The following is a 24379-nucleotide window of genomic DNA, read 5'->3' as shown; positions in this document are numbered from 1 at the left end:
GCCACACACCCTCGAATTGCTGCCAGCGACAAGGCACACTGGCAGCATGCTGACGAACGTGGCCGCGGTGCTTCTGGACGGTGTGCACCCCTTCGAGCTGGGGGTGGTCTGCGAGGTCTTCGGCCTCGACCGCTCCGACGAGGGGCTGCCGGTGTACGACTTCGCGGTCGTCTCGGCGGAGGGGCCGTCGCTCGGCACCCATGTGCCAGGCCTGACCGTCACCACTCCGTACGGCCTGGACCGGCTGGACGAGGCCGATCTGATCGCGGTGCCGGCCTCCGACGCCAACGTCGAGCGCGACTACCCGCCCGAGCTGCTCGACGCGCTGCGCCGGGCGGTGGACCGGGGCGCCCGGGTGCTGAGCGTCTGTTCCGGCGTCTTCGTCCTGGGCGCCGCCGGGCTGCTGGACGGGCGCCGGTGCGCGGTGCACTGGCGGCACGCGCAGCTGCTCGCCCGCCGTTTCCCGCGCACCCGGGTCGAACCCGACGTGCTGTACGTCGACGAGGACCCGGTGATCACCTCGGCGGGCACCGCGGCCGGCATCGACGCGTGTCTGCACATCGTCCGCAAGGAACAGGGCCCCGAGGTCGCCAAGAAGATCGCCCGGCGGATGGTGGTGCCCCCGCACCGGGACGGCGGCCAGGCCCAGTACATCGAGCGGCCGCTGCCAAAGGGCCGCTGCGACACGGTCGGCGAGGTGCTGGCCTGGATGGCGGAGCATCTCGACGAGGAGGTCACCGTCGAGCAGCTCGCCGCCCGCGCCCTGATGGCCCCGCGCACCTTCGCCCGCCGCTTCCAGCAGGAGACCGGCACCACGCCGTACCGCTGGATCCTTCGGCAACGGGTACTGCTGGCCCAGGAGTTGCTGGAGGGGACCGACGAGACGATGGACGCCGTAGCGGGCCGCACCGGCTTCGGCACGGCGGCCGCGCTGCGGCACCAGTTCGTGAAGGAGCTCGGCACCACGCCGAACGCCTACCGGCGCGCGTTCCGGGGCCCGCAGGCCGCCTGAGCGCGCGCCGGGAGCAGGAGCGGACCGGGAGCCGGCGGGTCACCAGGGCACGGGCGTGAGCAGCAGGCGCTGCGGGCGCAGGGTGATGCCGACCCTGGTGGCGTCGTCCGACCCCGGCACCTGTTCGAAACGGTACCTGGCGCACAACACCGCCGTGATCAGGCTGAGCTGGGCCATGGAGAAGTGGTCGCTGGGGCATTTGCGGTTGCCGACGCTGAAGGGGCTCATGGCGTACTTCGGCACCTCCTGAGCCCGCTCCGGAAGCCAGCGGTCCGGGTCGAAGTCGAGGTGCGCGTCGTACGAGCGGGAGTCGCGCTGGATGGCGTAGGGGCTGTAGACGATGTCGGCCCCCGCCGGAATGCGATAGCCGCCGAGCTCGGTGTCGGCCACGGCTCGCCGCGTCAATATCCATATGGCGGGCCGCAAACGCATCGCCTCGACGACGACATTGTTGGTGTGCGTGAGCTGCCGAACGTGCTCGAATCCAACCGGTCGACCTCCTGTCACGGATTCGACCTCGGTCCGTACCTTCGCGGCGTGTTCCGGGTGTTCGGCGAGGACCTGGAGCAGCCACATGATCGTGGAAGCGACGGTTTCGCTACCGGGCGTGAGTATCGCGACGACCTGGTCGTGGATCTCCTGTTCCCCGATGGGCTCGCCATTGTCGTCCTTCGCCGCCAGCAATGCTGTCAGCAAATCGTCCGGCTTTTGACCAGATGCCCGGCGCTCGGCGACGATCTCGTCGACGAGGAGATGCAGATCGGCCAGCGCCCGGTTGAATTCACGGTTGGCCGGCAACGGCAGCCGGTAGAGCGGACCGAGTGGTACGACCATCCGCCGGTACATACCCCGGAAGACGCTTGTGAGGTCGACGCTCAGCCGCTCCGCGCGCTCGTCCATGTACTCCCCGCGCAGCAGGCAGCGGGCGGCTATGCGGACCGCGACCCGGAAGGACTCCGAGGTGCAGTCGACGGTGCCCCCGGGCTGCCAGCGCGTGGTCAGCGCGTGCGCCTCCTCCTCCATGATCGGACCGTAGTCGGGTATCGCGGAGAGGTTGAACGCGGGCTGGATGGTGCGCCGCTGGCGGCGGTGGCGGGGGCCGTTCGCGGTGGCCACGCCCTCCTTGCCGAGCAGCCCCTCCAGGGACTCCCAGAGCGGGCCCGAGATGATGAAGTCGGGGCTGAGGGCGAGAGCCCCGGTGAGCGCCGGGGTGGTGACGGCGTACATCTCCTTGGGGCCGAGACGCAGGCGCACCATGTCGCCGTCGGCGCGCAGCCGGGACATGAAGGCCAGCGGGTCGCGGACCAGCTGCCAGCCGTGGCCGAGCAGCGGCACACGGCCGCCGGCGAGGGGCGGTTCGCGCAGTTCACCGTGTTCGGAAGCCTCCGCGGTCGCGGGCTTCACGGACTCGACGGTCATTTCTCACCTGCCGCTTCGTTGTTGACGTACGGGGGCGTGGACCGGTCGTCCCAGCTGTCGACCATGTACCGGCCGGATTCGTGGTGGAACCAGTAGACGGAACTGAACCAGTTCCGCATATTGGCGACACAGGCCAGGACCGCGGCACCGAGTTCCTTTCCGCGCACGGTGCCGTCGTCGAGCTGTTCGGCGAATCGATGAGCGGTCCGCTCGGCGGCCAGGAATTCGCTTATGCATTCCTCGACACGTCGCCTGACTTCTTCGACAGCCTTTTCCAGGCTCAGTCCCTCATGAGTGACGAGACTGATTCCGAGATTGTGCACCTCATCGCCCGCTATTTCCTTGGGCAGCGAGCAGAGGTCGTTGTACCAGGCCGCGAATTCCTGGCTGAGCAGTGCCGGGCGGCGGTAGGCCGGATTCTTGCGCACGGCGTCCGGGAGTTCGGTCCCGGCACTCGGCTCAAGGAGGTCCGTCCAGATCCAGTGGGCGAAGGTGAGGCGTCGCAGGGCGAGGTATTCCTCGACCTCCGGGATGTATCCCGTGGTGCGGTTGCGGTATTCGCGGTCGTAAGCCTCGATCACCTCGTGGAAGTGCCGGGCGAACCGCTGGTTCCAGCTCACCGGCAGGAACGAGCACAGCCGCGCGACACTGTCCGCGAACCCCGCGACCAGGGTGTCCGGATGGTTCAGATGGTGCAGCGGGGCGTCGAGGGCCGCATGCAAACGGAACCTCAGCCGCCGCCAGTCGGCCGCCCGCCCGTGCACGACGTCGCGGTCGTGCCGGTCGTCCCAGACGAAGAACCAGGCGCTGTAGTCGCATATCGCCTGGATCACCTCGTCGGAGGCGCCCAGGTAGTACCCGGCCATGAGGTCGGTGTAGCAAAGGCCGTCGGCATATTCCCGCACCTTGTCGGCCGGCATCAGCCGCTTTTCCAGCAGCCAGAGGCGGGTCCTCTCCTGGAGTTGTGGCCAATACGGATGCAGTTGCCGAGGAAACTCAGCCTCGATCACGGGCAGGGCGAGTTGTGGTGGAACCGCGAGCGCCGTCGGCGTCGATGTGGTGCTGTGTGAGAAAGCGTGCACGAACATACCCCTCTCAGCCGCCAGGTACGCACACCCCTCCCGCTGTGCCGGGCGTGCGCCGTTGCGTATCCCCGCACTTCCCATTCAGCACTACAACCGACCGATCTGGGAACGGATTTGCTCCATTCACTACCCCCCAGTGCCGCGAATCTCCCCTTGTGTGACTGATTAGGGATCACTAGAGACGTACAAAGGATCGAATGCGCGACGGACGGGCGAACGAGTCTGACCGGACATGACGAACGCCTGGCCGGGGCGATCCCGACCAGGCGTCACAACTGTCCCTGTCCGCCTCAGTCGTTGGCGACCACGGGGTAGCGGGGCTCGTTCTCGGCCATCTGCCGCAGGGCGTCCTTGCGCTCGCGCTTGGAGAGCCGGTCGATGTACAGGTACCCGTACAGGTGATCGGTCTCGTGCTGCAAACACCGAGCGAAGTAGCCGGTGCCGCGCACCCTGATCGGGTTGCCCTGCTCGTCCTGGCCGGTGACCTCGGCGTAGTCGGGCCGGGCCAGCGGGGCGTAGGCGGTGGGCACCGACAGGCAGCCCTCGTTGCTGTCGTCCAGCCGCCGCTTGTCCGCCGGCAGGTCCACCAGCTTCGGGTTGCACACCACACCCACGTGCCGGGCGCCCTCGTCGTCCTGGCAGTCGTAGACGAAGACCTTCAGGTCGACGCCGATCTGGTTGGCGGCGAGGCCGACGCCCTCGGCCGTCCGCTGGCTGGCGAACATGTCGGCGACCAGCTGCGCCAGCTCGTCCCCGAACTCGGTGACGTCCTTGCACTCCTTGTGCAGCACGGGGTTGCCGACGACGGTGATGGGCCGCGAGGTCCCCCGCGCACGCCAGGCGTTCTCGCGCTCCTCGGTCCCCTCGGTGTCGACGACGAACCCGTCGTCATCCACGGGGAGCACGCCCGCGTGCTGCTGATCGGTGTCCTGCTGCGCCATGACCGACGTAAGCCTTCCTAGGTAAAACGGGGGTGATGTTGCAGGTACAGGGTACGTGGATGCTTTCAGGGGCGCGGGGAACCGCGCGATCGGCCACATCGGGCCCGCAGTCGAAGCGCAGGCTCAGCAGACCTCTTCCAGATCCCGCCAGTCCCGGGAGTCAGGGCTGTCCGCGACCCATCCGTCCAGCAGCCCCCTCACCAGCGCGGACGGCGCGGCCACCCCGCACTCCCGCTCCGGCACCCACAGCTGCCCGTCGGTGCGGTGTCCGAGCGGCCCCGGGTGCCCCGGCTCACTGTGGTCGTGGGGATCGAGATGCACCCCGTCGCCCTCGTCGGACGGCATCCGCGACTCGGAGCACATCCTGCACAGCAGCCGCACCGAGGAGGACCAGTCCTCAGCGGCGAACCCGGCGTCCCCGGCCAGCTGCTCCAGCGCGTCCCGGTCCGCCTCCGTCGCCGCCTCCAGCAGCACCACCCAGGTCGGCACCGGCGACGGCGCCCACAGCTCGATCTCGTCGAAGACGGGGTACGCGTGCCCGGTCGCGGTGGTCCGCTCGCCGTGCGGCACCCCGTCGTGCAGCACGACCTCGCCCCAGCGCCGCCCCGACGACGGCAGCGGGATCGACTGCACCTCGATGCGGGCGGGATCCAGCCGCCGCCCCCACACCACCTCGGCCTCCCCCTCGGGGGACAGCCGTACGGCGGCGCTGCCCAGGTCCATCCCGTCCGGCTCACCGGAGACGGTGGCACCGCCGGGCACCCGCAGCCCGTAGGCCTGCCAGGCCCGCCGGGCCAGCGGCCAGTCCTGCAGCGCGGTCGCGGCGATCCCGACGTTCCACCAGTCGGGCGCCCCGGTCTCCCGGTCGAGCAGGGCCACCGCCCGCAGCCCGGCGGCCCGCGCCTGCTCCCAGTCGTGCCGGAACTTGTGCAGCAGGGCGAGGTTGAACCAGGACTCGGACAGCCAGGGTTCCAGGTCGGCGGCACGGGTCAGCAGTTCGCCCGCGTCCTCGTACCGGCCGTCACCGATCAGCGTGAACGCGCGGTCGGTGGCCTGCCGCCAGGAGGCGGAGGGCCGGTGCCGTCCCTTGCCGAAGATCCTCACGATTCCCGCCTGCCAGTTCCATTTCCGCACAGTGGGCTGGCTTGTGCCCCCGGACATCACCCTCTCCCTCGCATCCAACCACGTACGACGGGAGGGCCGCTCATTACCCATGGGTTACCCAGCCGCGCGCAAGGTCAGACAGTCTCTGGAGAGCACGCGCGCCAGGGACTCCACGACCTCCGGAGCGTAGTCCCCCGCGGTGGCCAGCCGTAACTCCTCCAGCGCGGTCAGCGGCCCGCCGGGCCCGGAGTCCCGGGCCTTCTCCTCGTACGCGTTGACGACCCGCACGATCCGCGCGGCGAGCGGCTGCTCCCGGTAGGGGTCGGCCTGCCGCTCCACGACCACGGCGACCGCCGCCTCCACGCCGGTCTGCCGTACGACGGCTCCGCCGAGCAGGGCGATCCGGCGCTGTTCCGCCGGCGGCAGGACGGCCGTGGCCCCGGCCGGCACCGGGTCGACCAGGCTCAGCTGGCCGATGTCGTGCATCAGCGCCGCGTACTCGAGGACGGTGAGCTCCGCTCCGGACAGCCCGAGGTCCCGCCCCACGGCCTGGCTCAGCATGGCGACCCGGCGGGCGTGTCCGGCCGGGGTGTACCCGGCCACCTCGGTGGCACGCGCGAGCGAGGCGATGGTCTGCCGGTAGGTGGCCCGTACGGCCGCGTACCGGCGCAGGGACAGCTGGGTGAGGAGCAGGGGCAGGCAGAAGACCGGCAGCGCCCAGAGGCCGACGACGGCGACGGCCGGCGCCATGACCGCACCGGTGGCGCAGACCGCGGACCCGATGCCGAGCAGACCGCGCAGTTCGTCGCGGAGCAGCGGCCCGAACGGCCATCCGGTGCGGGAGTGCGCCTGGGCGGCGGCGAGCACGGCGTCGCACAGCACGGTGAGGACCAGCAGCGCGATCAGCAGCAGCGCGTAGGCCGGTCCGATCCAGTGTTCCAACACACCCCTGCTGTACAGGGGTTGGAAGCAGACGGCGGCGAAGCCGACGGTGAGCACGCGGCGGGCCAGACGGTCGAGCGTGGGGCCGCGCCCGTCGGCTATGTGGGGCACGCTGCCGAGCAGCGTGGCCGCGCAGACGACGGTCACGACCTGAAAGGTCCCGCCATGTGTGGTGGCCCCGCCGTCGGCACCCAGCAGGGCATAGGCGAGCCCCCCGGCGGCCGCGAGCGGCGCGGCCTCGCGGGCCTCGATCCCGGTCCGCCGGCCGAGCTCCCCGACGGCGACGAGTCCTCCGAAGGCGAGCGCGATCCTGCGGTCGGCGAGACCTTCCCAGAGGGTGCCGCCCAGACAGCCGAGGGCGAGAAGCAGTGCGGCGCCCCGGATGCCCCGCAGGACGGCGGGCGGACGGGACGGGAGCCCCCGGGACGCTCCGCCGGCCGACGAGTGTGCCGGGCCCGGCTCCGGCTCGGTGGATCCGGGGAGCGGGCCGGCGGGGCCGGGGGCCCTCCGCCCCGGCACGGGCGCCAGGTCGTCGGAGGTCATGCGGTGCCTCGGCCCACGCTCTGCCCCTCACTTCGCGGGCGGCCGGAGACGGCCGGCTCGGGTGCGCAGTCGTCGGCGGTCACCGCGGGGTGCCAGCCCTGTCTGGCCAGCGCCCGCGCCAGGGCGTCGACGGCCTCGGTGTCGAACTGCCGGCCGGCGCAGCGCCGCAGCTCCCGCACCGCCGCCGCGACCGGCCGGGCCCGGCTGTAGGAGCGGGTCGAGGTCATCGCGTCGAACGCGTCGGCGACGGCCACCACGCGCGCGGACTCGGGGATCTGACTGCCGGCCAGACCGTAGGGGTAGCCGCTGCCGTCGATGCGCTCGTGGTGGTGGAGGATCGCCGCCCGGGCCTCGCCGAGGAAGGAGATCCCGCGCACCATCTCGTGGCCGTACTCGGGATGCAGCTCGATGATCCGCCGTTCCTCGGGGGTGAGCGGCCCGTCCTTGCGCAGCAGCCGGGTCGGGACGCCCAGCTTTCCCACGTCGTGCAGGATCCCGGCGAAGCGGAGCACCTCCACCCGCTCGTCGTCCATGCCCAGTTCGCGCGCGATCATCACGGAGGCCTGTCCGACCCGTTCGCTGTGCCCACGGGTGTAGCCGTCCTTGATGTCGACGGCCTGCACGAGCGCCCGGATGGTGGCCTGGTGGGCGGCCCGTTCCCGGTGGTACTGGGCGAACGCCCACCAGGAGACGCACATCGGCAGCAGGACCAGCAGCGCGGCGACGGGACCGAAGGGGCTGCGCCACAGCACCGCCATCATCAGCCCGGCGAGCCCGTGCACCCCGATCGGCGCGAGGGAGCGGGAGAGCAGCCCCCGCCAGGCCCGTCGGGGCGGGACGCGCTCGGCCAGGGCGAGGATCCCGCCGTCCAGCAGTGCGAGAACCCCGCAGAACGCCAGTACCGCCGCCGCACAGGGCAGCAGCGCGTACGGGAAGTCGCAGCCCACCACGGAGTCCCGGCCGCCCAGCGCCCAGTGGACGCGTCCCGCGCTCCACACGGCGAGCGCCAGCTCCGCGGCCCGCCAGATCCGCCGCAGCGTCCGCGGCCGCTGTTCGACGTGTGAGAGCAGCGCACCCGGCAGCGGTACCAGCGCGGCGGCCGGCGGCGGCAGCAGGAAGGCGGCGGCGAGCAGCACCGGGTAGAAGGTGCCGCCGAACCGCCGTCGCGCGAGGTGCTCACAGGCCGCGTACAGCGCGGCCAGCAGAGCCACCGCCCACCAGGGCGTACGCGGGTCCGGCAGCGGCAGCAGGCACCACAGGCCGCCGAGGGCCGCACAGCTCACGTACGCGCGCACCCGTGCCGGAACCGCCTCCATCTCGCCCCTCCCCCGACCATGCCTGTCCAGGCTCCGGAGCCTAGGCGGCCACCGGAGGGTCCGGAGGATATGACCGGAGGATTAGCACATTCGGGTGACGGACCACCGGGGGCGGCAGGGTCCGGCGAGGAGGGTCGCCCGGCTCGGGCTCAGCTCTCCTGCGGGGCGACCGGAGCGGCCTGTGCGGCCGACGTGGTCCGGGCGGCAGCCGTGACGTCGTGGTCCGGGACGGTCTGGCCGGACCGGATCAGGTCCAGCCGCCCCAGCACCTTCGCCCGCAGGTCGGTGGGCACGTCGTCATGGCCGCAGCACCGCTTGACCAGCTTCTTCACGGCCTCCTCCAGCCCGTACTTCTCCAGGCAGGGGGAGCACTCGTCGAAGTGCTGCTTGAACTTGACGCGATCGACGTCCGGCATCTCACTGTCGAGGAACTCGTACAGATGATCGAGTACCTCACTGCAGTCCGTCTCGTGCGGCTCTCCGCAGCTCATGAGCCCGAGCCTTTCGCTTCGTTCGACTCTCCGGCGCCGGCCGGGACGAGCCCGCGCTCACGCGCGTAGTCCTCCAGCATGCCGCGCAGTTGACGGCGGCCCCGGTGCAGCCGGGACATCACCGTACCGATGGGTGTCCCCATGATGTCCGCGATCTCCTTGTACGCAAAGCCCTCTACGTCGGCAAGGTAGACGGCGATGCGGAATTCCTCGGGGATCGCCTGCAGCGCCTCCTTCACGTCCGAGTCGGGCAGATGGTCGAGCGCCTGCGACTCCGCGGAGCGCAGACCGGTCGACATGTGCGACTCGGCGCGGGCGAGCTGCCAGTCCTCGATCTCCTCGGCCGCGGAGCGCTGGGGTTCGCGCTGCTTCTTGCGGTACGAGTTGATGAAGGTGTTGGTGAGAATGCGGTACAGCCACGCCTTGAGGTTGGTGCCCTCACGGAACTGGTGGAAGGACGCGTACGCCTTGGCGTAGGTCTCCTGCACCAGGTCCTCGGCGTCGGCCGGGTTGCGCGTCATGCGCAGCGCGGCCGAGTACATCTGGTCGAGGAATTCCAGCGCGTCCCGCTCGAAGCGCGCGGTGCGCTCCGAGGTCGACTCCGCGCTCGTGCCCTGGCCCTCGGGCAGCTCCGCCTGGCCGTTGTCGGTCCCTGCGTCGGTCCCAGTGACCGGACCCACCTCCTCAAGATCCAGGGCAGGACCGAAACCGATCCCACTCGACTCGGAGGATAGAACACGACCCGTGCCTGCCGCCGCTCGAATGGGAGCGGTCTTGGCCGCGTGCAGCACTGTCCAGCCCAGGTCAGCGCTGCTGCTGCGGCTCGGGCAGATGGTCGAACCCATGCGGCGGACTTCCTCTCCTTCGGCGTCGGCACTGGTGCCCCAGCACTTCTGTCCGCCTCAACAGTGGTCCGTCGCGCAACATTCCCGGGCGTCACCCGAGTGCCGCGGTCCATGCGACGACCGCGTCCGTGATGATGGTCACTGCCCCTTCCGGCTCGATGTCCGCCCTTCTGGGCACCGCGAAGCCGTGATCGGCGTGCGGCACCTCGATGAGCGTGTAGTCACCCTCCGGGAACTCGGCCGGCTTGCCGAACGGGTCCCTGCCGCCCTGCACGACGAGTGTGGGCACCCCGGCCCCCAGCAGTTCCTCGGCCCGCGACTTCTCGGGTCTGCCCGGCGGGTGCAGCGGGAAGCCGAGAGCGAGGACGGCGACGGCACCGAGCTCCCGCGCGGTACGACAGGCCACCCGGGCGCCGGCGCTGCGCCCGCCGGACACCACCGGCGGCCCGGGTGCGGCGAGCGCGGGCCACACGCCCCGCCAGCCCGCGTCGAGCGTCCTGGGCGCCGGGGCGACCTTCTTGCCGGCGACCCGCCAGGGCTGCTCGACGAGCGCGACGCTCACGCCGTGCACCGGGAGCACCGCGGCGAGAGCCTGGAGGTCGCGGGCCTCGATGCCGCCGCCCGCCCCATGGCTCAGGGCGAGCACCAGCCGCGCCTTGCGCGCCGCGTGCCAGGTGATGCGGGCGTCCCCCGCCTCCGTACCGACGATCTTCGAAGTGATCACGTCAGCAGGCTAGAAGAGCGGGGCCGCAGGGCGGGCCTAGAAGAGCGTGCTCTCCTCCGGTGCCTCCAGTTCCGTCAGCAGCTCCGGGCTGTTGTTGCGGACGTTGCTGACGGCCGTGGAGACCGGGTAGGCCCGCATCAGGCCCTCCGGCGGCGGGGCGAGCAGCGAGCGCAGGTCCTCGACGTCGGTGCGGTCCGGGTCGAGCCAGGCGTCCCAGCGGTCCGGGGTCAGCATCAGCGGCATCCGGGGGTGGATGTCGAACAGCGACCGCGGGCCCTGTGCGGGCGCCACCGCCAGCGGCGAGGTCTCCGCCTCCGTGGTGATCACCGAGCAGGTCGCCCACCAGGCCAGCGGATGCTCGTCGGGCAGCGTCCGGTCCCGCCAGAACTCGTACAGCCCGGCCATGGCGAACACCGAGCCGTCGGCCGGGAGCACGAAGTACGGCTGCTTGCGCGGCCGCTTCTTGCGGCCCTCGACCTCCAGCTCCCGCTCCTCCTTGGCGGTGACCCACTCGTAGTAGCCGTCGGCGGGCAGGATGCAGCGGCGGGTGGCGAACGCGCGGCGGTAGGACGGCTTCTCGTGCACGGTCTCGGCACGCGCGTTGATCATCCGGGCGCCGCCCTCCGGCGACTTGGCCCAGGACGGCACCAATCCCCACTTGAGCCTGCGCAGTTGACGGACCGGGCGCCGGTCGTCGGCGTCCTTCAGCGGCCGGTCGAGGACCGCGTAGACCTCCTTGGTGGGGGCCACGTTGTAGTCGGGCTCCAGAGTCTCCTCGGGCTCCCACTTCTCGACCTCGAAGATCCCGGCCAGATCCTCGGGCTTACGACTCGACGCGTACCGTCCGCACATCTTCACAACCCTACATTTCACTCCCAGGGCTGAAGCCGGGACGGCGGAGTCGGTAACGGGGGCGCGCGGAGCACACACCTCCGTCCGTCCCGTGCGTCCTGCTGGGTGCAACAGCTGTTCGAACGCCGGGCGGCGCTCCGCCCCGACGCCCCCGCCGTGATCGCCCCGGACCGGACCCTGTCGTACGGACGGCTCGCGGACGCCTCGCGGCAGGTGGCCCGCAGGCTGACCGCCAGCGGCGCGCGGCCCGGGCAGCTCGTCGCCATCGTCATGGAGAAGGGCCGGGAACAGGTCGTCGCGGCCTCCGGCGTGCTCTTCTCGGGCGCGGCCTGCCTGCCCGTCGACCGGGACTGCCCGGCCGGCGCCTGCGGCAGCTGCTCGACCAGCCGCTGCCCGCCGTCGCCGGCACCCCGCTGCCGCCGCCCGGCAGCCCGGACGACGTCGTCCACACCGTGTTCACCTCCGGATGTTCACCTCCGGATCGACGGGAGAGCCGAAGGGCGTGACGGTCCCCCACCGGGCGCAGGCCAACTGCCCGGTGCAGACGATCGAGACCTGCCGGGTCACCGGCGCCGACCGCGGCCCGGCCGTGGCGGCGCTCCACCCATTCCTGTCGGTCTTCGACCTCTCCGGGCTGCTGGCCGCCCGCGGCAGCCTGGCCGTCCCGGCCGCCGGCGACCGCCGCGACCCGGCGCACCGGGCGGCCACCCGCCGGCCGCGACCCGGCTGATCGCAGGGATCCGCGACCGCTTCCAGGTCTCGATCAGCCTGCGCGAGGTCTTCACCGCCCGGACGGTCGCCGGCCTGGCGACGGCGGTCGACCGGCACCGCGGGGAGGTGGGCGGCACGGCCTGATCCGGGTACGTTCCCCTCCTCTTGGCCGTTGACATGCCGAGCACACATCCATACGTGTCAGACTGCCGACTCCGTACGAGGAGAGGGAACGACCGCAGACCATGGACACCAGCACAGCGACCTCGCTCTGGGACGAGCTGCTCGGCACCCAGCCCGACCCGGACCTGTGGGTGGTGATCGCGACACTCGCCGCCGCGGCCGCCGTGGTGGTCCCGCACACCGTGTGGCGGATATCCCGCAACACCATCACGATCGCCCACGAGGGCGGCCACGGCCTGGTCGCCCTCCTCACCGGCCGCCAGCTCACCGGCATCCGGCTGCACTCCGACACCAGCGGCCTCACGGTCAGCCGGGGCAAGCCGCACGGGCTGGGCATGATCCTCACGGCGGCGGCCGGCTACACCGCGCCCCCGCTCCTGGGCCTGGGCGGCGCGGCCCTGCTCGGCAGCGGCCGCATCACTCTCCTGCTCTGGATCGCGACGGCCCTGCTCATCGCCATGCTGGTGATGATCCGCAACGCGTACGGCGTCCTGACGGTGTTCCTGACGGGCGGCGCGTTCCTGCTGGTGTCCTGGCTGGCGGGGCCCCAGGTGCAGGCGGCGTTCGCGTACGCGGTGGTCTGGTTCCTGCTGCTCGGCGGGGTACGCCCGGCGTTCGAACTCCAGGCGAAGCGCTCCCGGGGCGGCGCCGGCGACTCGGACGCGGACCAGCTGTCCAGGCTGACCCATCTTCCGGCGGGCGTGTGGCTGTTCCTGTTCCACACGGTGTCGCTCTGTTCCCTGATCGGCGGAGGCCGCTGGCTGCTCGGCATGTGAGCGGCACACCGGGGCCGGCCGGGCGGCGCGAGGCCGTGCCGGCACGCGGCTGCGCCGTGTGGACGCGGCGAACCCCCGCCGCCCCGCACCCGAACGACGTCCTCCCGGTGGAACGACCGGCACCCCCACCCCGGCCGCGCACTAAAGTGACCCCATGGCCGCAAACCCCACCGCACCAACCGCCCTCTGGCCCGCCCCCCACGCAAGCGGAGCCGTCGACGCGACCGTTCACGTGCCCGGGTCCAAGTCGGTCACCAACCGCGCTCTCGTCCTTGCCGCCCTCGCCTCCGAACCCGGTTGGGTGCGCCGTCCCCTCCGCTCCCGCGACACCCTGCTGATGGCCGGCGCCCTGCGCGCGATGGGCGTCGGCATCGAGGAAGGCGTGGGCCCCGACGGCTCCGGCGAGGCCTGGCGGGTGATTCCCGCGGGGCTCCGCGGCCCCGCCACCGTCGACGTCGGCAACGCCGGCACGGTGATGCGCTTCCTCCCGCCGGTCGCCACCCTCGCGGCCGGCGACATCCGCTTCGACGGTGACCCGCGGTCCTACGAGCGCCCCCTGCACGGCGTGATCGACGCCCTGCGCGCCCTCGGCGCCCGGATCGACGACGACGGCCGGGGCGCGCTCCCGCTGACGGTGCACGGCAGCGGCGCGCTGGAGGGCGGTCCGGTGTCGATCGACGCCTCGTCCTCGTCCCAGTTCGTGTCGGCTCTGCTGCTCTCCGGCCCGCGGTTCAACCAGGGCGTGGAGGTCCGCCACGTCGGCGCGACCCTCCCCTCCCTGCCGCACATCCGGATGACCGTCGACATGCTGCGCGCGGTCGGCGCCCAGGTGGACACCCCGGAGTCGGGCGGCGAGCCGAACGTCTGGAGGGTCACCCCGGGCGCGCTGCTCGGCCGGGACCTGACCGTCGAGCCGGACCTCTCGAACGCCCAGCCCTTCCTCGCCGCCGCACTGGTGACGGGCGGCAGGGTGCTGGTCCCCGACTGGCCGTCGCGGACCACCCAGCCGGGTGACCGGCTTCGCGAGATCTTCACCGAGATGGGCGGTACCTGCGAACTGGGCGAGTACGGCCTGGAGTTCACCGGTTCCGGCCGGGTCCACGGCATCGATGTCGACCTGGGTGACGTGGGCGAGCTGACCCCGGGCATCGCGGCGGTCGCCGCGCTCGCCGACTCTCCCTCCACCCTGCGGGGCGTGTCCCATCTCCGGCTCCACGAGACGGACCGGCTGGCCGCGCTCACCAAGGAGATCAACGAGCTGGGCGGTGACGTCACCGAGACCGCCGACGGCCTGCACATCCGCCCGCGCAGGCTGCACGGCGGGGTCTTCCACACCTATGAGGACCATCGCATGGCCACCGCCGGTGCGATCATCGGCCTGGCCGTGGAGGGCGTCCAGATCGAGAACGTGGCGACCACGGCCAAGACCCTGCCGGACTTCCCCGACCTGTGGACCGGGATGCTCGGGAGCGACGGGGCCTAGGGGCGTACGACCATGCGCCGCTACGGCAAGCACACGGACGAGGACGACATCCGCCAGCGTCCCAACCGCAAGGGCACCCGGCCCCGTACCCATATCCGCCCCGCCCACGAGGACGCGGCCGAGGGTATGGTCCTCACCGTCGACAGGGGCCGGCTGACCTGCCTGGTCGAGGACCGTACGGTCCTGGCGATGAAGGCGCGCGAGCTGGGCCGCAAGGCCGCGGTGGTGGGTGACCGGGTGGCCCTGGTGGGCGACCTGTCCGGCAAGAAGGACACCATGGCCCGGATCGTGCGCATCCAGGACCGCACGTCGGTCCTGCGCCGGACCGCCGACGACGACGATCCGTTCGAGCGGGTGGTCGTCGCCAACGCCGACCAGCTGGCGATCGTCACCGCCCTGGCCGACCCGGAGCCCCGCCCGCGTCTCATCGACCGCTGCCTGGTCGCGGCCTACGACGCCGGCCTCACCCCTTTGCTGGTCATGACCAAGTCGGACCTGGCCCCGCCGGACAAACTCCTGGAGCTGTACGGCGAACTGGAGATCCCGTACGTGGTCACCAGCCGCGAGGAACTGGAGAGGGGGGACGCGGCCCGCGCCGTCCAGGATCATCTGGACGGCAGGATCACGGCGTTCGTCGGCCACTCGGGCGTCGGCAAGACCACGCTGGTGAACGCCCTGGTCCCCGAGGGCCTGCGGCGGACGACGGGTCATGTGAACGCGGTGACCGGCCGCGGCCGCCACACGACGACCTCGGCCCTGGCCCTTCCCCTCACCGGGGACGACGGCTGGGTGGTCGACACTCCGGGGGTCCGCTCCTTCGGGCTGGCGCACATCGACCCGTCCCGGGTGATCCACGCGTTCCCCGACCTGGAGCCCGGCACCGTGAACTGTCCGCGCGCGTGCAGCCACGACGAGCCGGAGTGCGCGCTGGACGCCTGGGTCGCCGAGGGGCACGCGGGCCCCGCCCGCCTCTACTCCCTGCGCCGGCTCCTGGCGACACGCGAGCGCACGGAAGGTGACTGACCACCGCGTTGTTTGTCCTGACCCGAGTTCGGTAAGTGCATAATCGCACCGAGCTGGACTTACGGGAGGACGGCACATGGCGTGGCTGCTGGTGATCGTGGCCGGAATTCTGGAGACCGGCTTCGCCGTGTGCCTCAAACTCTCCCACGGCTTCACCCGTCTCTGGCCGACGATCGCGTTCGCGTCCTTCGCCCTGGGCAGCTTCGGTCTCCTGACCCTGTCCCTCAAGAAGCTGGACGTGGGCCCCGCGTACGCGGTGTGGACGGGCATCGGGGCGGCGGGCACGGCGATCTACGGCATGATCTTCCTGGGCGACCTGGTGTCCACCCTGAAGATCATCTCCATCAGCCTGGTGATCGCGGGCGTGATCGGCCTCCAGCTCTCGGGCTCCGCCCACTGACACCGGCGCCGGAAGGAACACGGCGCGAGGCCGGCCCGTGGCCGGCCGAGGGGCGCGAGGCCGTACCGACGTGCGGCCACGCCGCGCGGGCGCGACAGGCCCCCACTCGCCCGCGGCCGGTACGCGACGCCCTGCCCGTCACACCGGCTGCCGCGACAGCGCCCCCCGCACCAGCTCCGCCACCCCGCCCTCCCCCGGCGGCGCGGCCACGCACGACAGCGCGAGCCGCACCACCAGCTCGCAGGACCGGGCCAGCTCACCATTGCCCCGCACGGCTCCCGGTCCGGACAGCACCGCCACCGCCCGGTCCCGCACGATCTGCACGAAGTCCCCGGGAGAGGGCAACGGCCCGTCCGCCCTGCGCTGCGCAGGCACCGCCGACGACGACGGCACCGCGGTCAGCGTCGGCGAGGGCAAGCGCTCGCTCCAGCACCCTGTGAGCATCGCCCGCACCAGCACGTTCTCGCGGGCTGCGACGGCCATCCACTCGGCCGTCGCCGTCAGACGCTCCCGTACCTCGGTATGACTGCCGAGCGCACGCTCCACCCCCGCGAGATATCCGTCGGCCTCCCGGCGCACCAGGGCCCTCGCCAGGCCTTCCTTGCTGCCGAACTCGTTGTACAGCGTCTGCCGGGAGACGCCTGCCGCCGCGGAGACGTCGACCATCCGTACGGCGGCCCACGGGCGGCGGGCGAGCGCCGTGTACGCGGCGTCCAGCAGGGACTCGCGGGCTGCAGGCATCATCGCCTCCTGGGGCGAGCGGTCTGCGCCCAGATTTGACGCGCACGATCCCACTGTCAAGGGTTCGCGAAGGCTCCGGGGGGGCGCCCTTCGGCCAATGCACGCGGGCGCCCCGGCATCACCACTCGCCCCGCCGGATCGACGGACGGACAGCCCCCGTGTCCCCAGGCCCCCCCCGACATCCCCGTATCCGCCCCATCCCTGTGTAGCCCCGCCCCGGCCCCGGCAGATAGCGTTCGTCACATGCCGGACTACCACGATGACCTGCGGCTCGCCCACGTGCTCGCGGACGCGGCCGACGCCGCCACCATGGACCGCTTCAAGGCCCTCGACCTCAAGGTCGAGACCAAGCCGGACATGACCCCGGTGAGCGAGGCGGACAAGGCGGCCGAGGAACTGATCCGCGGCCAGTTGCAGCGCGCCCGCCCACGGGACGCGGTCCTGGGCGAGGAGTACGGCATCGAGGGCACGGGCCCGCGCCGCTGGGTGATCGACCCGATCGACGGCACCAAGAACTACGTACGCGGTGTTCCCGTCTGGGCCACCCTGATCTCCCTGATGGAGGCCGCCGAGGGCGGCTACCGGCCGGTCGTCGGCGTGGTCTCCGCACCCGCGCTGGGCCGCCGCTGGTGGGCGGCGCTGGGGCACGGCGCCTACACCGGCCGCAGCCTCTCCTCCGCCACCCGTCTGCGCGTCTCCAAGGTCTCGAAGCTGTCCGACGCGTCGTTCGCGTACTCCTCCCTGAGCGGCTGGGAGGAGCGCGGGCAGCTGAACGGCTTCCTGGACCTGACCCGGGAGGTGTGGCGCACGCGCGCGTACGGCGACTTCTGGCCGTACATGATGGTCGCCGAAGGGTCGGTGGACATCTGCGCCGAGCCGGAGCTGTCCCTGTGGGACATGGCGGCCACCGCGATCGTCGTGACGGAGGCCGGCGGCACCTTCACCGGCCTGGACGGCCGCCCCGGCCCGCACAGCGGCAACGCCGCCGCGTCCAACGGTCTGCTCCACGACGAGCTGCTGTCGTACCTCGGCCAGCGTTACTGAAACTGCCTCCTGGGGCGGAACAGGGCATTCTCATCCGGCACATATGAGCGCGTGCGCCCTCAATTGGCTACTCGCACCCCCTTGTTGACCCGGGCTTTACCTGCCACCCTATGAGAACGCCCACTTTGTGAACTTGTGAATCGCTGAACTATCTCCGCGGTTCCCTAGGAGGTGGCACCTTCCATGCTCGTCCGTGACGCCATGAGCACGGTGGTCCTGACCGTCGGCCCAGCCCACACACTCCGCCAGGCAGCCGCCCTGATGTCCGCGCGCCGCGTGGGCGCGGCGATCGTCCACGACCCGGACGCCGGCGGCATCGGCATCCTGACCGAACGCGACATCCTGAACTCCGTCGGCCTGGGCCAGAACCCGGACACGGAACTCATCCACGCCCACACCACCAACGACGTCGTGTTCGCCACGGCGACCTGGACCCTGGAGGAGGCGGCCCGGGCGATGGCCCACGGCGGCTTCCGCCATCTGATCGTCCTCGACGGCGGCGAACCGGCCGGCATCGTCTCCGTCCGCGACATCATCCGCTGCTGGGTCGGGGCCCGCGCACCCCAACCCGTCTGACATCACACACCGGCCGTCCATCAGCCGTTCCTATGCTGGACTCAGTCCAAATCAAGTTCTGCTCCAAAGTCACACCTGTTCGGGAAATGGTCGGCCGGCTGTTAGGCTGGATCCCATGAGTGACCTTCTGGAACGGCTGCGTGGACGCGGATGGCGGATGACCGCACAACGACGCGTCGTGGCCGAGGTCCTCGACGGTGAGCACGTCCACCTGACGGCCGACGAGGTCCATGCCAGGGCCGTCGTCAAGCTGCCGGAGATCTCCCGGGCGACCGTCTACAACACGCTGGGCGAGCTGGTCTCGCTGGGCGAGGTGCTCGAGGTCTCCACGGACAGGCGCGCCAAGCGGTACGACCCGAACGCGCACCAGCCGCACCACCACCTGGTCTGCGCGCACTGCGGCTCGATCCGGGACGTCCATCCGACCGGCAACCCGCTGGCCGACCTGCCCGTCTCGGAGCGCTTCGGCTTCACGGTCTCCGACGTCGAGGTGACGTACCGCGGCCTGTGCCCGGACTGCGCGCAGACCGCCTGACGTCCCGCCAGAACCGCACGACGGCCGAGAACCGCACCACGACTGATGGCCGCACTACGACCGAGGGCCGGAATCCATTTCTGGATTCCGGCCCTCGGCCTTCAGTAGCGGGGACAGGATTTGAACCTGCGACCTCTGGGTTATGAGCCCAGCGAGCTACCGAGCTGCTCCACCCCGCGTCGATGAACAGAACACTACGTGAGGGACACGAGCGGAAGCAAATCCCTTCCTACGGGCCCGCCTGACCTGCGGATATACGCAGGTCAGGCGGACAGCTCCTCGCGCAGCGCATCCCGCAGCCGCCCGGCCCGCTCGGCGACCTCGGCCGGCCCCAGCGCCACCGCCCGGTCGGCCCACCGCTGCCCCTCGTCCAGTTCGCCACGACGCGCGTAGACCAGGGCCAGCCGCAACGCCGCCCGCCCGTGCCCGGCGTCGGCGGCCCGCTGCCACCACACGGCGGCCTCGGGCTCGCTCCCCTCCCGGGCCAGCAGCAGCCCCAGGTTGAACGCCCCGTTCCGGGACCCGGCCTCAGCCGCGATCCGGTACCACCGCGCCGCCTCCACCACGTCCCCGCGCGCGGCGGCGAGCATCCCGACCCGCACCTGGGCGCGCCGGTGGCCCTGCGAGGCGGCCCGCTCGTACCACTCCTCGCACTCGGTCTTGGTGTGCACCGAGGGCTCGCCGAGCTCGTGCTCGGAGACCTTCGGCCGGCGCGCGTCGAGCACCGCGGCGAGCCGGTACGCGCCCTCCGCGCTTCCGCCGCCCGCGGCGCACCGCAGATGCCGCTCCGCGGCCGCCTCGTCGCCCTCACGCAGCCGGGCGATGCCGACCTGGAGCGCCGCCTCCGTGTGTCCGGCCGCGGCCGCCTGCTCGTAGCAGTGCAGCGCGATGCGGTCCTCGCCCCGCCCGGCGTACAGGATCCCGAGGTTGAACGCGGCGTCCACGCTGCCGGCCTCTGCGGCCTTGGAGAACCACGGCTCGGCGCCCGCCGTGTCACCGCCCTGGAGCAGCAGGACGGCGAGCGCGTTCGCCGCCTCCCGGTGGCCCGCGTAGGCCGCCCGCCGGTACCACTGCTCGGCCTGTGCGGTCCGCCCCTGCTCGGCGCAGAGCAGGGCGAGGTTGTACGCCCCGTTGTCGTCGCCGGCGTCCATCGCCGCCCGGTACCAGCGCTCGGCGGTCTGTGTCTGACCACGTTCGGCGTGCAGCGCGCCGAGCGCGTTGGCCGCGTTGCCGTCGCCGTCCTGCGCGGCCCGCAGCCACCACACGGCGGCGCTCTCGGTGTCCCCGGCGTCGCGCAGCAGGAAGCCGAGCGCGCACGCGGCCCGGGCCTCGCCGTCCTTGGCCGAGGTCAGGTACCAGCGTCCGGCTTCCTTCAGCTCGCCGCGCCGCTCCAGGATCGCCCCGAGGTGCAGCGCGGCCCGCCGGTGGCCGCGGGCGGCGGCCTGCCGGTACCACTGCTCGGCCTCCTCGGCCTCCGGGGTCCCGGCGGCGGGCTCCGGGCCGGCGGCGGCGTCGGCCCCGCTCTCCCCCTCGTCCACGCCCTCCCTGCGGTCCAGCGCGCGCGCCAGCCGGTACGCCGCCTCCCGGTGCCCGCGTTCCGCGGCGGCCCGCATCCAGTGGCCGGCGTTCGCGTCGCCGCGGTGCTCCAGCAGATCGGCCAGCGCGTAGGCGCCGAGCGGATGGCCCTGCTCGGCGGACTGGCGCAGCCAGTATTCGGCGGCGGGTTCGTCCCCGCGCTCCCGGTGGTACCGGCCCAGCGCGTGGGCGGCCGCCGCGGAACCGGCCACGGCGGCGATCCGCCACCATCCGGCGGCCTCGTCGGGGTAACCACGCTGGTGTAGCAGGACACCGAGGTTGTTGGCGGCGGCACGGTCACCGGCGGCGGTGGCTGCACGCAACTGGGGTTCGGCCCCGTCGAGGTCGCCACGGCGCAGCAGCAGGGCACCGAGGACACTCATCGACTCGACGTCACCGGCCTCGGCGTGGAGCCGGTGACGTGCCTCCTCAGCGGCCTCAGCGGCCTCGTCGCGGGTCGGCTCCTCGCCCGAAGGCTGCACAAATCGCCCTGTCTCGAACAGAGTTGCCTTGTCCCCCATAACGTCCATCGTCGCACCACCTGCAACCTGGGTACATCCGGTATAGCGCAACCCGTGAGGTCACTTCAGCGTTTTGTCGACATGCCCACAGAACGACAAGTCAAACACATCTGGCTCAACTCCCCACCGCGGCTCGGCGACCTCGCGCACCGGTACATGCGTTCGCCGCCCGTCCGGCGACCGGCGGCCGTCCCTCCGCACGCCACGAGCCCCCGGTCCAGGCGCCGTTGACCGGCCGTGCGCACACCGCGAAGGCCCGGATCCAAAAGGATCCGGGCCTTCGACTTCAGTAGCGGGGACAGGATTTGAACCTGCGACCTCTGGGTTATGAGCCCAGCGAGCTACCGAGCTGCTCCACCCCGCGCCGTTGTGTTCAAACCGTACCACGGCGCGGGGCGGTCCCGATCATCCGCCCGGACCGGGGCTGCCGCCGGCGGAGGGACTCGCGCTGGTCCCTGGGCTCGGACTGCCGCTCGGCGAGGTGCCGCCGCCGGTCTTGCCGGCCTCGGACTGCGCCGCCTCGGCCCGGCCGAGCGCGTCCCGCAGCTCCTCCTGGGCCTTGCCGTACGCCGTCCAGTCGCCCTTCTTCAGCGCCTCCTGCCCCGCCTCGAAGGCCTTCTGGGCGTCGTTCAGCGCCTGTTGGACCGTCGGGTTGCCGGACGTCGGCGGCGTGGTGGTCCCGGTGTCGGAGGACCCCGTGTCCGAGGACCCGGTGTCGCTGCCGTCCGAGCCGAAGACCTTGTCGAGCGCCTCGTCGAGGGTGTTCTCGAAGGCGGTCCGGCCCTCGTACGTCACCAGCACCTTGCGCAGCAGCGGGTACTTGACCCCGGCGCCGCGGACGTAGACGGGCTCCGCGTAGAGCAGGCCCCCGTCCAGTGGCACGGTCAGCAGATTGCCGTACTCGACCTCGGAGTCGCCGCCCTTCAGGAGTTTGATGGCGGCCGCGATGTCCTGTTCGGAGTTGAACTGGCTCTGTACCTGTTTCGGTCCGTCGACGGTCGTGCTGGTCGGCAGTTTCAGGATTCTGATCTTGCCGTAGTCCTTCGAACCGGCCTCGGAGTCCACCGACATGAACGCGCTGAGGTTGTCCCGGCCGTTGGGCGTGAACGTCGTCGACAGCGAGAACGTCTGCGCGCTCTGGTCCGGCATCTTCATGCTCAGGTAGTACGGCGGCACCGCGTCGCCCGACTTGTTGGTCGGATCGTCGGGCACCTGCCACACCTCGCTGCCGGTCAGGAACGTCTGGGCGTCCGTCACGTGGTAGCGGGTGAGCAGTTCGCGCTGCACCTTGAACAGGTCCTGCGGGTAGCGGAGATGGTCCATCAGGTCCTGCGAGACGGCACTCCTCGGCTGCACCGTGCCCGGGAAGGCCTTCATCCAGGTCTTCAGCACCGGGTCCTCGGTGTCCCACTGGTAGAGCTTGACCTCGCCGGTGTACGCGTCGACGGTCGCCTTCACCGAGTTGCGGATGTAGTTGACCTGGTTCTGCTGGGCCACCACCGCACGCGAGTTGTTGTTCGCGGTCAGCGAGTCCGCGGTGGTGTCACCGAGGGTCGTACGGGAGGCGTAGGGATAGCCGTTCGACGTCGTGTAGGCGTCGACGATCCACTGGATCCGGCCCTTCACCACCGCCGGGTACGCGTCGCCGTCGATGGTCAGCCAGGGGGCGACCGCCTCCACGCGCTCCTTGGGCGTGCGGTTGTACAGGATCCGCGAGCCCTCCCCGATCGCGCCGGAGTAGAGGATCTGCGGCTCGTTGAACGCCACCGCGTACGCGGCCCGGTTGATCGGGCTGGAGAGACTCACCCCGCTCCTGCCCGCGTAGCTGGTGGTCTTCTCACCGCTGTCGTCGGAGTAGTCGATCTCCTTCTGGGGACCGCCGACGATCGAGTAGGTGTTGGTCTTCTCGCCGTAGTAGATCCGCTGCTGGTAGGTCCCCAGGTCGCCCGTGGACGGCAGGTCGGACTCGGTGAAGACCGGCTGGCCCTGGCTGTCGGCCTCGGTGCCCTTGGCGGCGACCACGCCGTAGCCGTGCGTGTAGCGGAAGTGGTCGTTGATCCAGTTGTTCTTCGGGATGCCGGCGAGGTTCAGCTCACGCAGGCCGATGACGGTGTCCTGGACCTTGCCGTCCTTGGTGTAGCGGTCCACGTCCAGATTGGTCGGGAACGCGTAGTAGTTCCGCATCTGCTGGAGCTGCTGGAACGTGGGCGAGACGATGTTCGGGTCCATGATCCGGATGCTCGCCGTGGCGCCGACGTCGTCCCGGAGCCTGGTCTTGTCCGTGGTCGTGCTCTTGCCCTTGTACTCGGTGACCTGGGTGTCGTCGATGCCGTACGCCTCGCGGGTCGCCTTGAGGTTCTTCTGGACGTACGGCGCTTCCTTGGCCTGCTCGTTCGGCTGGACCTGGAACTTCTGGACGATCGCCGGGTACAGGCCGCCGATGAGGATCGCCGACAGGACCATCAGGCCGAAGCCGATGACGGGCAGCTGCCAGGTGCGCCGCCACAGGGTGGCGAAGAACAGCAGCGCGCAGATGACGGCGATGCAGAAGAGGATCGTCTTGGCCGGCAGGTACGCGTTCGCGTCGACGTACCTGAGGCCCGTCCAGTTGTCGGTGGCCTTGAAGTCGCTGGATTTGACGGCCAGTCCGTACCGGTCGAGCCAGTAGGCGACCGCCTTGAGGGCGACGAAGAAACCGAGCAGCACCGAGAGGTGACCGGTGGCGGCACCGGTGGCGCGCGCGCCGGGGCTGGTGACGCGCAGCCCGCCGTACAGGTAGTGGGTGAGCGCGGCCGCGATCAGGGAGAGGATCGCGGTGGCGAAGCCGAAGCCCAGCAGGAACCGGTACCAGGGCAGGTCGAAGGCGTAGAAGGAGACGTCGAGGTGGAACTGCGGGTCCTTCTGGTGGAAGGGCACCCCGTTCACCCACATCAGCCAGGTGCGCCACTGACCGGCCGCGGAGGCGCCGGCGATCAGCCCGACCAGCGCGGTGACCGCGAGCAGCAGCCACTTCTTGTACGGCGCGATGCCCATCCGGTAGCGGTCCAGGCTCTGCTGCTCCATGGACATGGCGCTCAGCGGCGGCCGCAGCCGGTGCGCGAGCCAGACGTTGAAGCCCACCGCGGCCGCCATCAGCAGCCCGAAGACGAAGAACAGCCCGATCTTCGTCCACAGGGTGGTGGTGAACACCGAGGAGTAGTGCACCGACCGGTACCAGAGCCAGTCCGTCCAGAAGCCCGCGAACATGGTGAACGCCATGCCGAGTACGGCAAGGACGCCCAGTGTCAGGAGCAGGGTCCGGACGCGCCGGGACGGCCGGCCCGCTCTCATCCGCGGCCCCGTCGGGCCTCCGCCGCGGTCCGGCATCTGGAAAGCCAAGGTGCGCACCTCGAAGTTCGCTGTTTGATCCGCTGATGATCCGCTGTTGTTGCGTCAGACCCTCTGGTTCGGGGGCCGGACGTGGCCCCCCGTGATCGTGGGGCCACACCTATGCAACTTACTCACGACTTACTCGGTTCCCGATTCCGGCCATGAACG

At 71.2% G+C, this 24379-nt stretch carries 22 protein-coding genes, 2 tRNA genes and 2 pseudogenes; 11 read left to right on the top strand and 15 right to left on the bottom strand.

The annotated features are described in order from the left end of the window. The first annotated feature begins 46 nt into the window (after positions 1–46). Positions 47–1012, top strand: a complete 966-nt coding sequence (locus tag ACFXI4_RS17370) for a helix-turn-helix domain-containing protein (RefSeq protein WP_384991383.1) — start codon at positions 47–49, stop codon at positions 1010–1012. Between the two features lie 39 nt (positions 1013–1051). On the opposite strand, the gene ACFXI4_RS17365 is transcribed toward ACFXI4_RS17370, so the two are convergent. The 10 genes from ACFXI4_RS17365 to ACFXI4_RS17320 all read right to left on the bottom strand — a co-directional run bounded on the left by ACFXI4_RS17365 (position 1052) and on the right by ACFXI4_RS17320 (position 11274). After that, a complete protein-coding gene (locus ACFXI4_RS17365; protein WP_384991381.1) occupies positions 1052–2431 on the bottom strand; it encodes a cytochrome P450 in 1380 nt (459 codons plus the stop codon). Further along, positions 2428–3513, bottom strand: coding sequence for an epi-isozizaene synthase (cyc1, locus tag ACFXI4_RS17360; RefSeq protein WP_384991521.1), 1086 nt, complete (start codon positions 3511–3513; stop codon positions 2428–2430). Before cyc1 ends, ACFXI4_RS17365 begins: the two co-directional genes overlap by 4 nt. 293 nt (positions 3514–3806) lie before the next feature. Beyond that, positions 3807–4457: a peptide deformylase gene (gene def, locus ACFXI4_RS17355; RefSeq protein WP_384991379.1), complete on the bottom strand. Its 651-nt coding sequence runs from the start codon at positions 4455–4457 to the stop codon at positions 3807–3809. Between the two features lie 123 nt (positions 4458–4580). Continuing rightward, on the bottom strand, positions 4581–5561 hold the full coding sequence (locus ACFXI4_RS17350; RefSeq protein WP_362716127.1) for a hypothetical protein: 981 nt from the start codon (positions 5559–5561) through the stop codon (positions 4581–4583). A 114-nt stretch (positions 5562–5675) separates the two neighbouring features. After that, complete coding sequence (locus ACFXI4_RS17345) at positions 5676–7046, bottom strand: HD-GYP domain-containing protein (RefSeq protein ID WP_384991376.1); 1371 nt, start codon at positions 7044–7046, stop codon at positions 5676–5678. Further along, entirely contained in the window at positions 7043–8362 is a 1320-nt protein-coding gene (locus ACFXI4_RS17340; protein ID WP_384991374.1) for an HD-GYP domain-containing protein, read from the bottom strand. The genes ACFXI4_RS17345 and ACFXI4_RS17340 overlap by 4 nt, the downstream gene beginning before the upstream one ends. Before the next feature lie 149 nt (positions 8363–8511). After that, positions 8512–8853 carry a mycothiol system anti-sigma-R factor gene (rsrA, locus tag ACFXI4_RS17335; protein ID WP_362730213.1) on the bottom strand — a complete coding sequence of 114 codons (342 nt, stop codon included), beginning with the start codon at positions 8851–8853 and terminating at the stop codon, positions 8512–8514. Continuing rightward, the gene (gene sigR / locus ACFXI4_RS17330; protein WP_352219829.1) at positions 8850–9533 is read right to left on the bottom strand and encodes an RNA polymerase sigma factor SigR; all 684 of its coding nucleotides are present in this window, start codon (positions 9531–9533) and stop codon (positions 8850–8852) included. The genes rsrA and sigR overlap by 4 nt, the downstream gene beginning before the upstream one ends. A gap of 256 nt (positions 9534–9789) precedes the next feature. Then, positions 9790–10419: an alpha/beta family hydrolase gene (locus tag ACFXI4_RS17325; protein WP_384991518.1), complete on the bottom strand. Its 630-nt coding sequence runs from the start codon at positions 10417–10419 to the stop codon at positions 9790–9792. A 39-nt stretch (positions 10420–10458) separates the two neighbouring features. Continuing rightward, positions 10459–11274 (bottom strand): SOS response-associated peptidase, encoded by an 816-nt coding sequence (locus tag ACFXI4_RS17320; RefSeq protein WP_384991371.1) that lies wholly within the window; start codon positions 11272–11274, stop codon positions 10459–10461. Positions 11275–11379: 105 nt separating this feature from the next. Between ACFXI4_RS17320 and ACFXI4_RS17315 the strand changes: the two are divergent. From ACFXI4_RS17315 to ACFXI4_RS17285, 7 genes and pseudogenes are all read left to right on the top strand, one after another. After that, positions 11380–11583 (top strand): annotated as a pseudogene (locus tag ACFXI4_RS17315) (AMP-binding protein); the annotation flags it as partial. A gap of 151 nt (positions 11584–11734) precedes the next feature. After that, positions 11735–12004: pseudogene (locus ACFXI4_RS17310) on the top strand (AMP-binding protein); the annotation flags it as partial. After that, a complete protein-coding gene (locus tag ACFXI4_RS17305) occupies positions 12001–12129 on the top strand; it encodes an acyl carrier protein (protein WP_384991515.1) in 129 nt (42 codons plus the stop codon). The pseudogene ACFXI4_RS17310 and the gene ACFXI4_RS17305, both read left to right, overlap by 4 nt. A 101-nt stretch (positions 12130–12230) precedes the next feature. Further along, on the top strand, positions 12231–12944 hold the full coding sequence (locus ACFXI4_RS17300; RefSeq protein WP_362733084.1) for a M50 family metallopeptidase: 714 nt from the start codon (positions 12231–12233) through the stop codon (positions 12942–12944). A 154-nt stretch (positions 12945–13098) separates the two neighbouring features. Continuing rightward, positions 13099–14427 carry a 3-phosphoshikimate 1-carboxyvinyltransferase gene (gene aroA / locus ACFXI4_RS17295; protein ID WP_384991368.1) on the top strand — a complete coding sequence of 443 codons (1329 nt, stop codon included), beginning with the start codon at positions 13099–13101 and terminating at the stop codon, positions 14425–14427. A gap of 12 nt (positions 14428–14439) precedes the next feature. After that, positions 14440–15450, top strand: a complete 1011-nt coding sequence (rsgA, locus tag ACFXI4_RS17290; RefSeq protein ID WP_384991364.1) for a ribosome small subunit-dependent GTPase A — start codon at positions 14440–14442, stop codon at positions 15448–15450. Positions 15451–15526: 76 nt separating this feature from the next. Then, a complete protein-coding gene (locus ACFXI4_RS17285; RefSeq protein ID WP_351321695.1) occupies positions 15527–15850 on the top strand; it encodes a multidrug efflux SMR transporter in 324 nt (107 codons plus the stop codon). Between the two features lie 138 nt (positions 15851–15988). Here ACFXI4_RS17285 and ACFXI4_RS17280 read toward each other — a convergent pair whose 3' ends face one another. Next, complete coding sequence (locus ACFXI4_RS17280; RefSeq protein WP_384991512.1) at positions 15989–16591, bottom strand: TetR/AcrR family transcriptional regulator; 603 nt, start codon at positions 16589–16591, stop codon at positions 15989–15991. Positions 16592–16834: 243 nt separating this feature from the next. Between ACFXI4_RS17280 and hisN the strand changes: the two genes are divergently transcribed. The 3 genes from hisN to ACFXI4_RS17265 all read left to right on the top strand — a co-directional run bounded on the left by hisN (position 16835) and on the right by ACFXI4_RS17265 (position 18746). After that, on the top strand, positions 16835–17635 hold the full coding sequence (gene hisN / locus ACFXI4_RS17275; protein WP_384991362.1) for a histidinol-phosphatase: 801 nt from the start codon (positions 16835–16837) through the stop codon (positions 17633–17635). A gap of 183 nt (positions 17636–17818) precedes the next feature. Further along, positions 17819–18211, top strand: coding sequence for a cyclic nucleotide-binding/CBS domain-containing protein (locus ACFXI4_RS17270; protein WP_384991358.1), 393 nt, complete (start codon positions 17819–17821; stop codon positions 18209–18211). 115 nt (positions 18212–18326) lie between these two features. Further along, positions 18327–18746, top strand: a complete 420-nt coding sequence (locus ACFXI4_RS17265; protein ID WP_384991355.1) for a Fur family transcriptional regulator — start codon at positions 18327–18329, stop codon at positions 18744–18746. 105 nt (positions 18747–18851) lie between these two features. On the opposite strand, the gene ACFXI4_RS17260 is transcribed toward ACFXI4_RS17265, so the two are convergent. The 4 genes from ACFXI4_RS17260 to ACFXI4_RS17245 all read right to left on the bottom strand — a co-directional run bounded on the left by ACFXI4_RS17260 (position 18852) and on the right by ACFXI4_RS17245 (position 24229). Next, a tRNA-Met gene (locus ACFXI4_RS17260) sits at positions 18852–18925 on the bottom strand. Between the two features lie 84 nt (positions 18926–19009). Then, positions 19010–20851 (bottom strand): sel1 repeat family protein, encoded by a 1842-nt coding sequence (locus ACFXI4_RS17255; RefSeq protein ID WP_384991353.1) that lies wholly within the window; start codon positions 20849–20851, stop codon positions 19010–19012. Positions 20852–21132: 281 nt separating this feature from the next. Then, a tRNA-Met gene (locus ACFXI4_RS17250) sits at positions 21133–21206 on the bottom strand. 41 nt (positions 21207–21247) lie between these two features. Continuing rightward, the gene (locus tag ACFXI4_RS17245) at positions 21248–24229 is read right to left on the bottom strand and encodes a UPF0182 family protein (protein WP_384991351.1); all 2982 of its coding nucleotides are present in this window, start codon (positions 24227–24229) and stop codon (positions 21248–21250) included. Between the last annotated feature and the right edge of the window lie 150 nt (positions 24230–24379).

Origin of the sequence: Streptomyces sp. NPDC059224 (assembly GCF_042754285.1) — a bacterium.
Lineage (GTDB): Bacteria > Actinomycetota > Actinomycetes > Streptomycetales > Streptomycetaceae > Streptomyces.
Note: the sequence above shows the minus strand (reverse complement) of the source record. Positions and strands in the feature narration are given on the sequence as shown.

What these genes read in the sequence shown, in the direction of transcription:
- ACFXI4_RS17370 (WP_384991383.1), top strand. Translation starts at nt 47, where the DNA reads ATGCTGACGAACGTGGCCGCGGTGCTTCTGGACGGTGTGCACCCCTTC.
- ACFXI4_RS17365 (WP_384991381.1), bottom strand. Translation starts at nt 2,431, where the DNA reads ATGACCGTCGAGTCCGTGAAGCCCGCGACCGCGGAGGCTTCCGAACAC.
- def (WP_384991379.1), bottom strand. Translation starts at nt 4,457, where the DNA reads ATGGCGCAGCAGGACACCGATCAGCAGCACGCGGGCGTGCTCCCCGTG.
- ACFXI4_RS17345 (WP_384991376.1), bottom strand. Translation starts at nt 7,046, where the DNA reads ATGACCTCCGACGACCTGGCGCCCGTGCCGGGGCGGAGGGCCCCCGGC.
- ACFXI4_RS17340 (WP_384991374.1), bottom strand. Translation starts at nt 8,362, where the DNA reads ATGGAGGCGGTTCCGGCACGGGTGCGCGCGTACGTGAGCTGTGCGGCC.
- rsrA (WP_362730213.1), bottom strand. Translation starts at nt 8,853, where the DNA reads ATGAGCTGCGGAGAGCCGCACGAGACGGACTGCAGTGAGGTACTCGAT.
- ACFXI4_RS17320 (WP_384991371.1), bottom strand. Translation starts at nt 11,274, where the DNA reads ATGTGCGGACGGTACGCGTCGAGTCGTAAGCCCGAGGATCTGGCCGGG.
- ACFXI4_RS17300 (WP_362733084.1), top strand. Translation starts at nt 12,231, where the DNA reads ATGGACACCAGCACAGCGACCTCGCTCTGGGACGAGCTGCTCGGCACC.
- aroA (WP_384991368.1), top strand. Translation starts at nt 13,099, where the DNA reads ATGGCCGCAAACCCCACCGCACCAACCGCCCTCTGGCCCGCCCCCCAC.
- rsgA (WP_384991364.1), top strand. Translation starts at nt 14,440, where the DNA reads ATGCGCCGCTACGGCAAGCACACGGACGAGGACGACATCCGCCAGCGT.
- ACFXI4_RS17285 (WP_351321695.1), top strand. Translation starts at nt 15,527, where the DNA reads ATGGCGTGGCTGCTGGTGATCGTGGCCGGAATTCTGGAGACCGGCTTC.
- ACFXI4_RS17280 (WP_384991512.1), bottom strand. Translation starts at nt 16,591, where the DNA reads ATGCCTGCAGCCCGCGAGTCCCTGCTGGACGCCGCGTACACGGCGCTC.
- hisN (WP_384991362.1), top strand. Translation starts at nt 16,835, where the DNA reads ATGCCGGACTACCACGATGACCTGCGGCTCGCCCACGTGCTCGCGGAC.
- ACFXI4_RS17270 (WP_384991358.1), top strand. Translation starts at nt 17,819, where the DNA reads ATGCTCGTCCGTGACGCCATGAGCACGGTGGTCCTGACCGTCGGCCCA.
- ACFXI4_RS17265 (WP_384991355.1), top strand. Translation starts at nt 18,327, where the DNA reads ATGAGTGACCTTCTGGAACGGCTGCGTGGACGCGGATGGCGGATGACC.
- ACFXI4_RS17255 (WP_384991353.1), bottom strand. Translation starts at nt 20,851, where the DNA reads ATGGACGTTATGGGGGACAAGGCAACTCTGTTCGAGACAGGGCGATTT.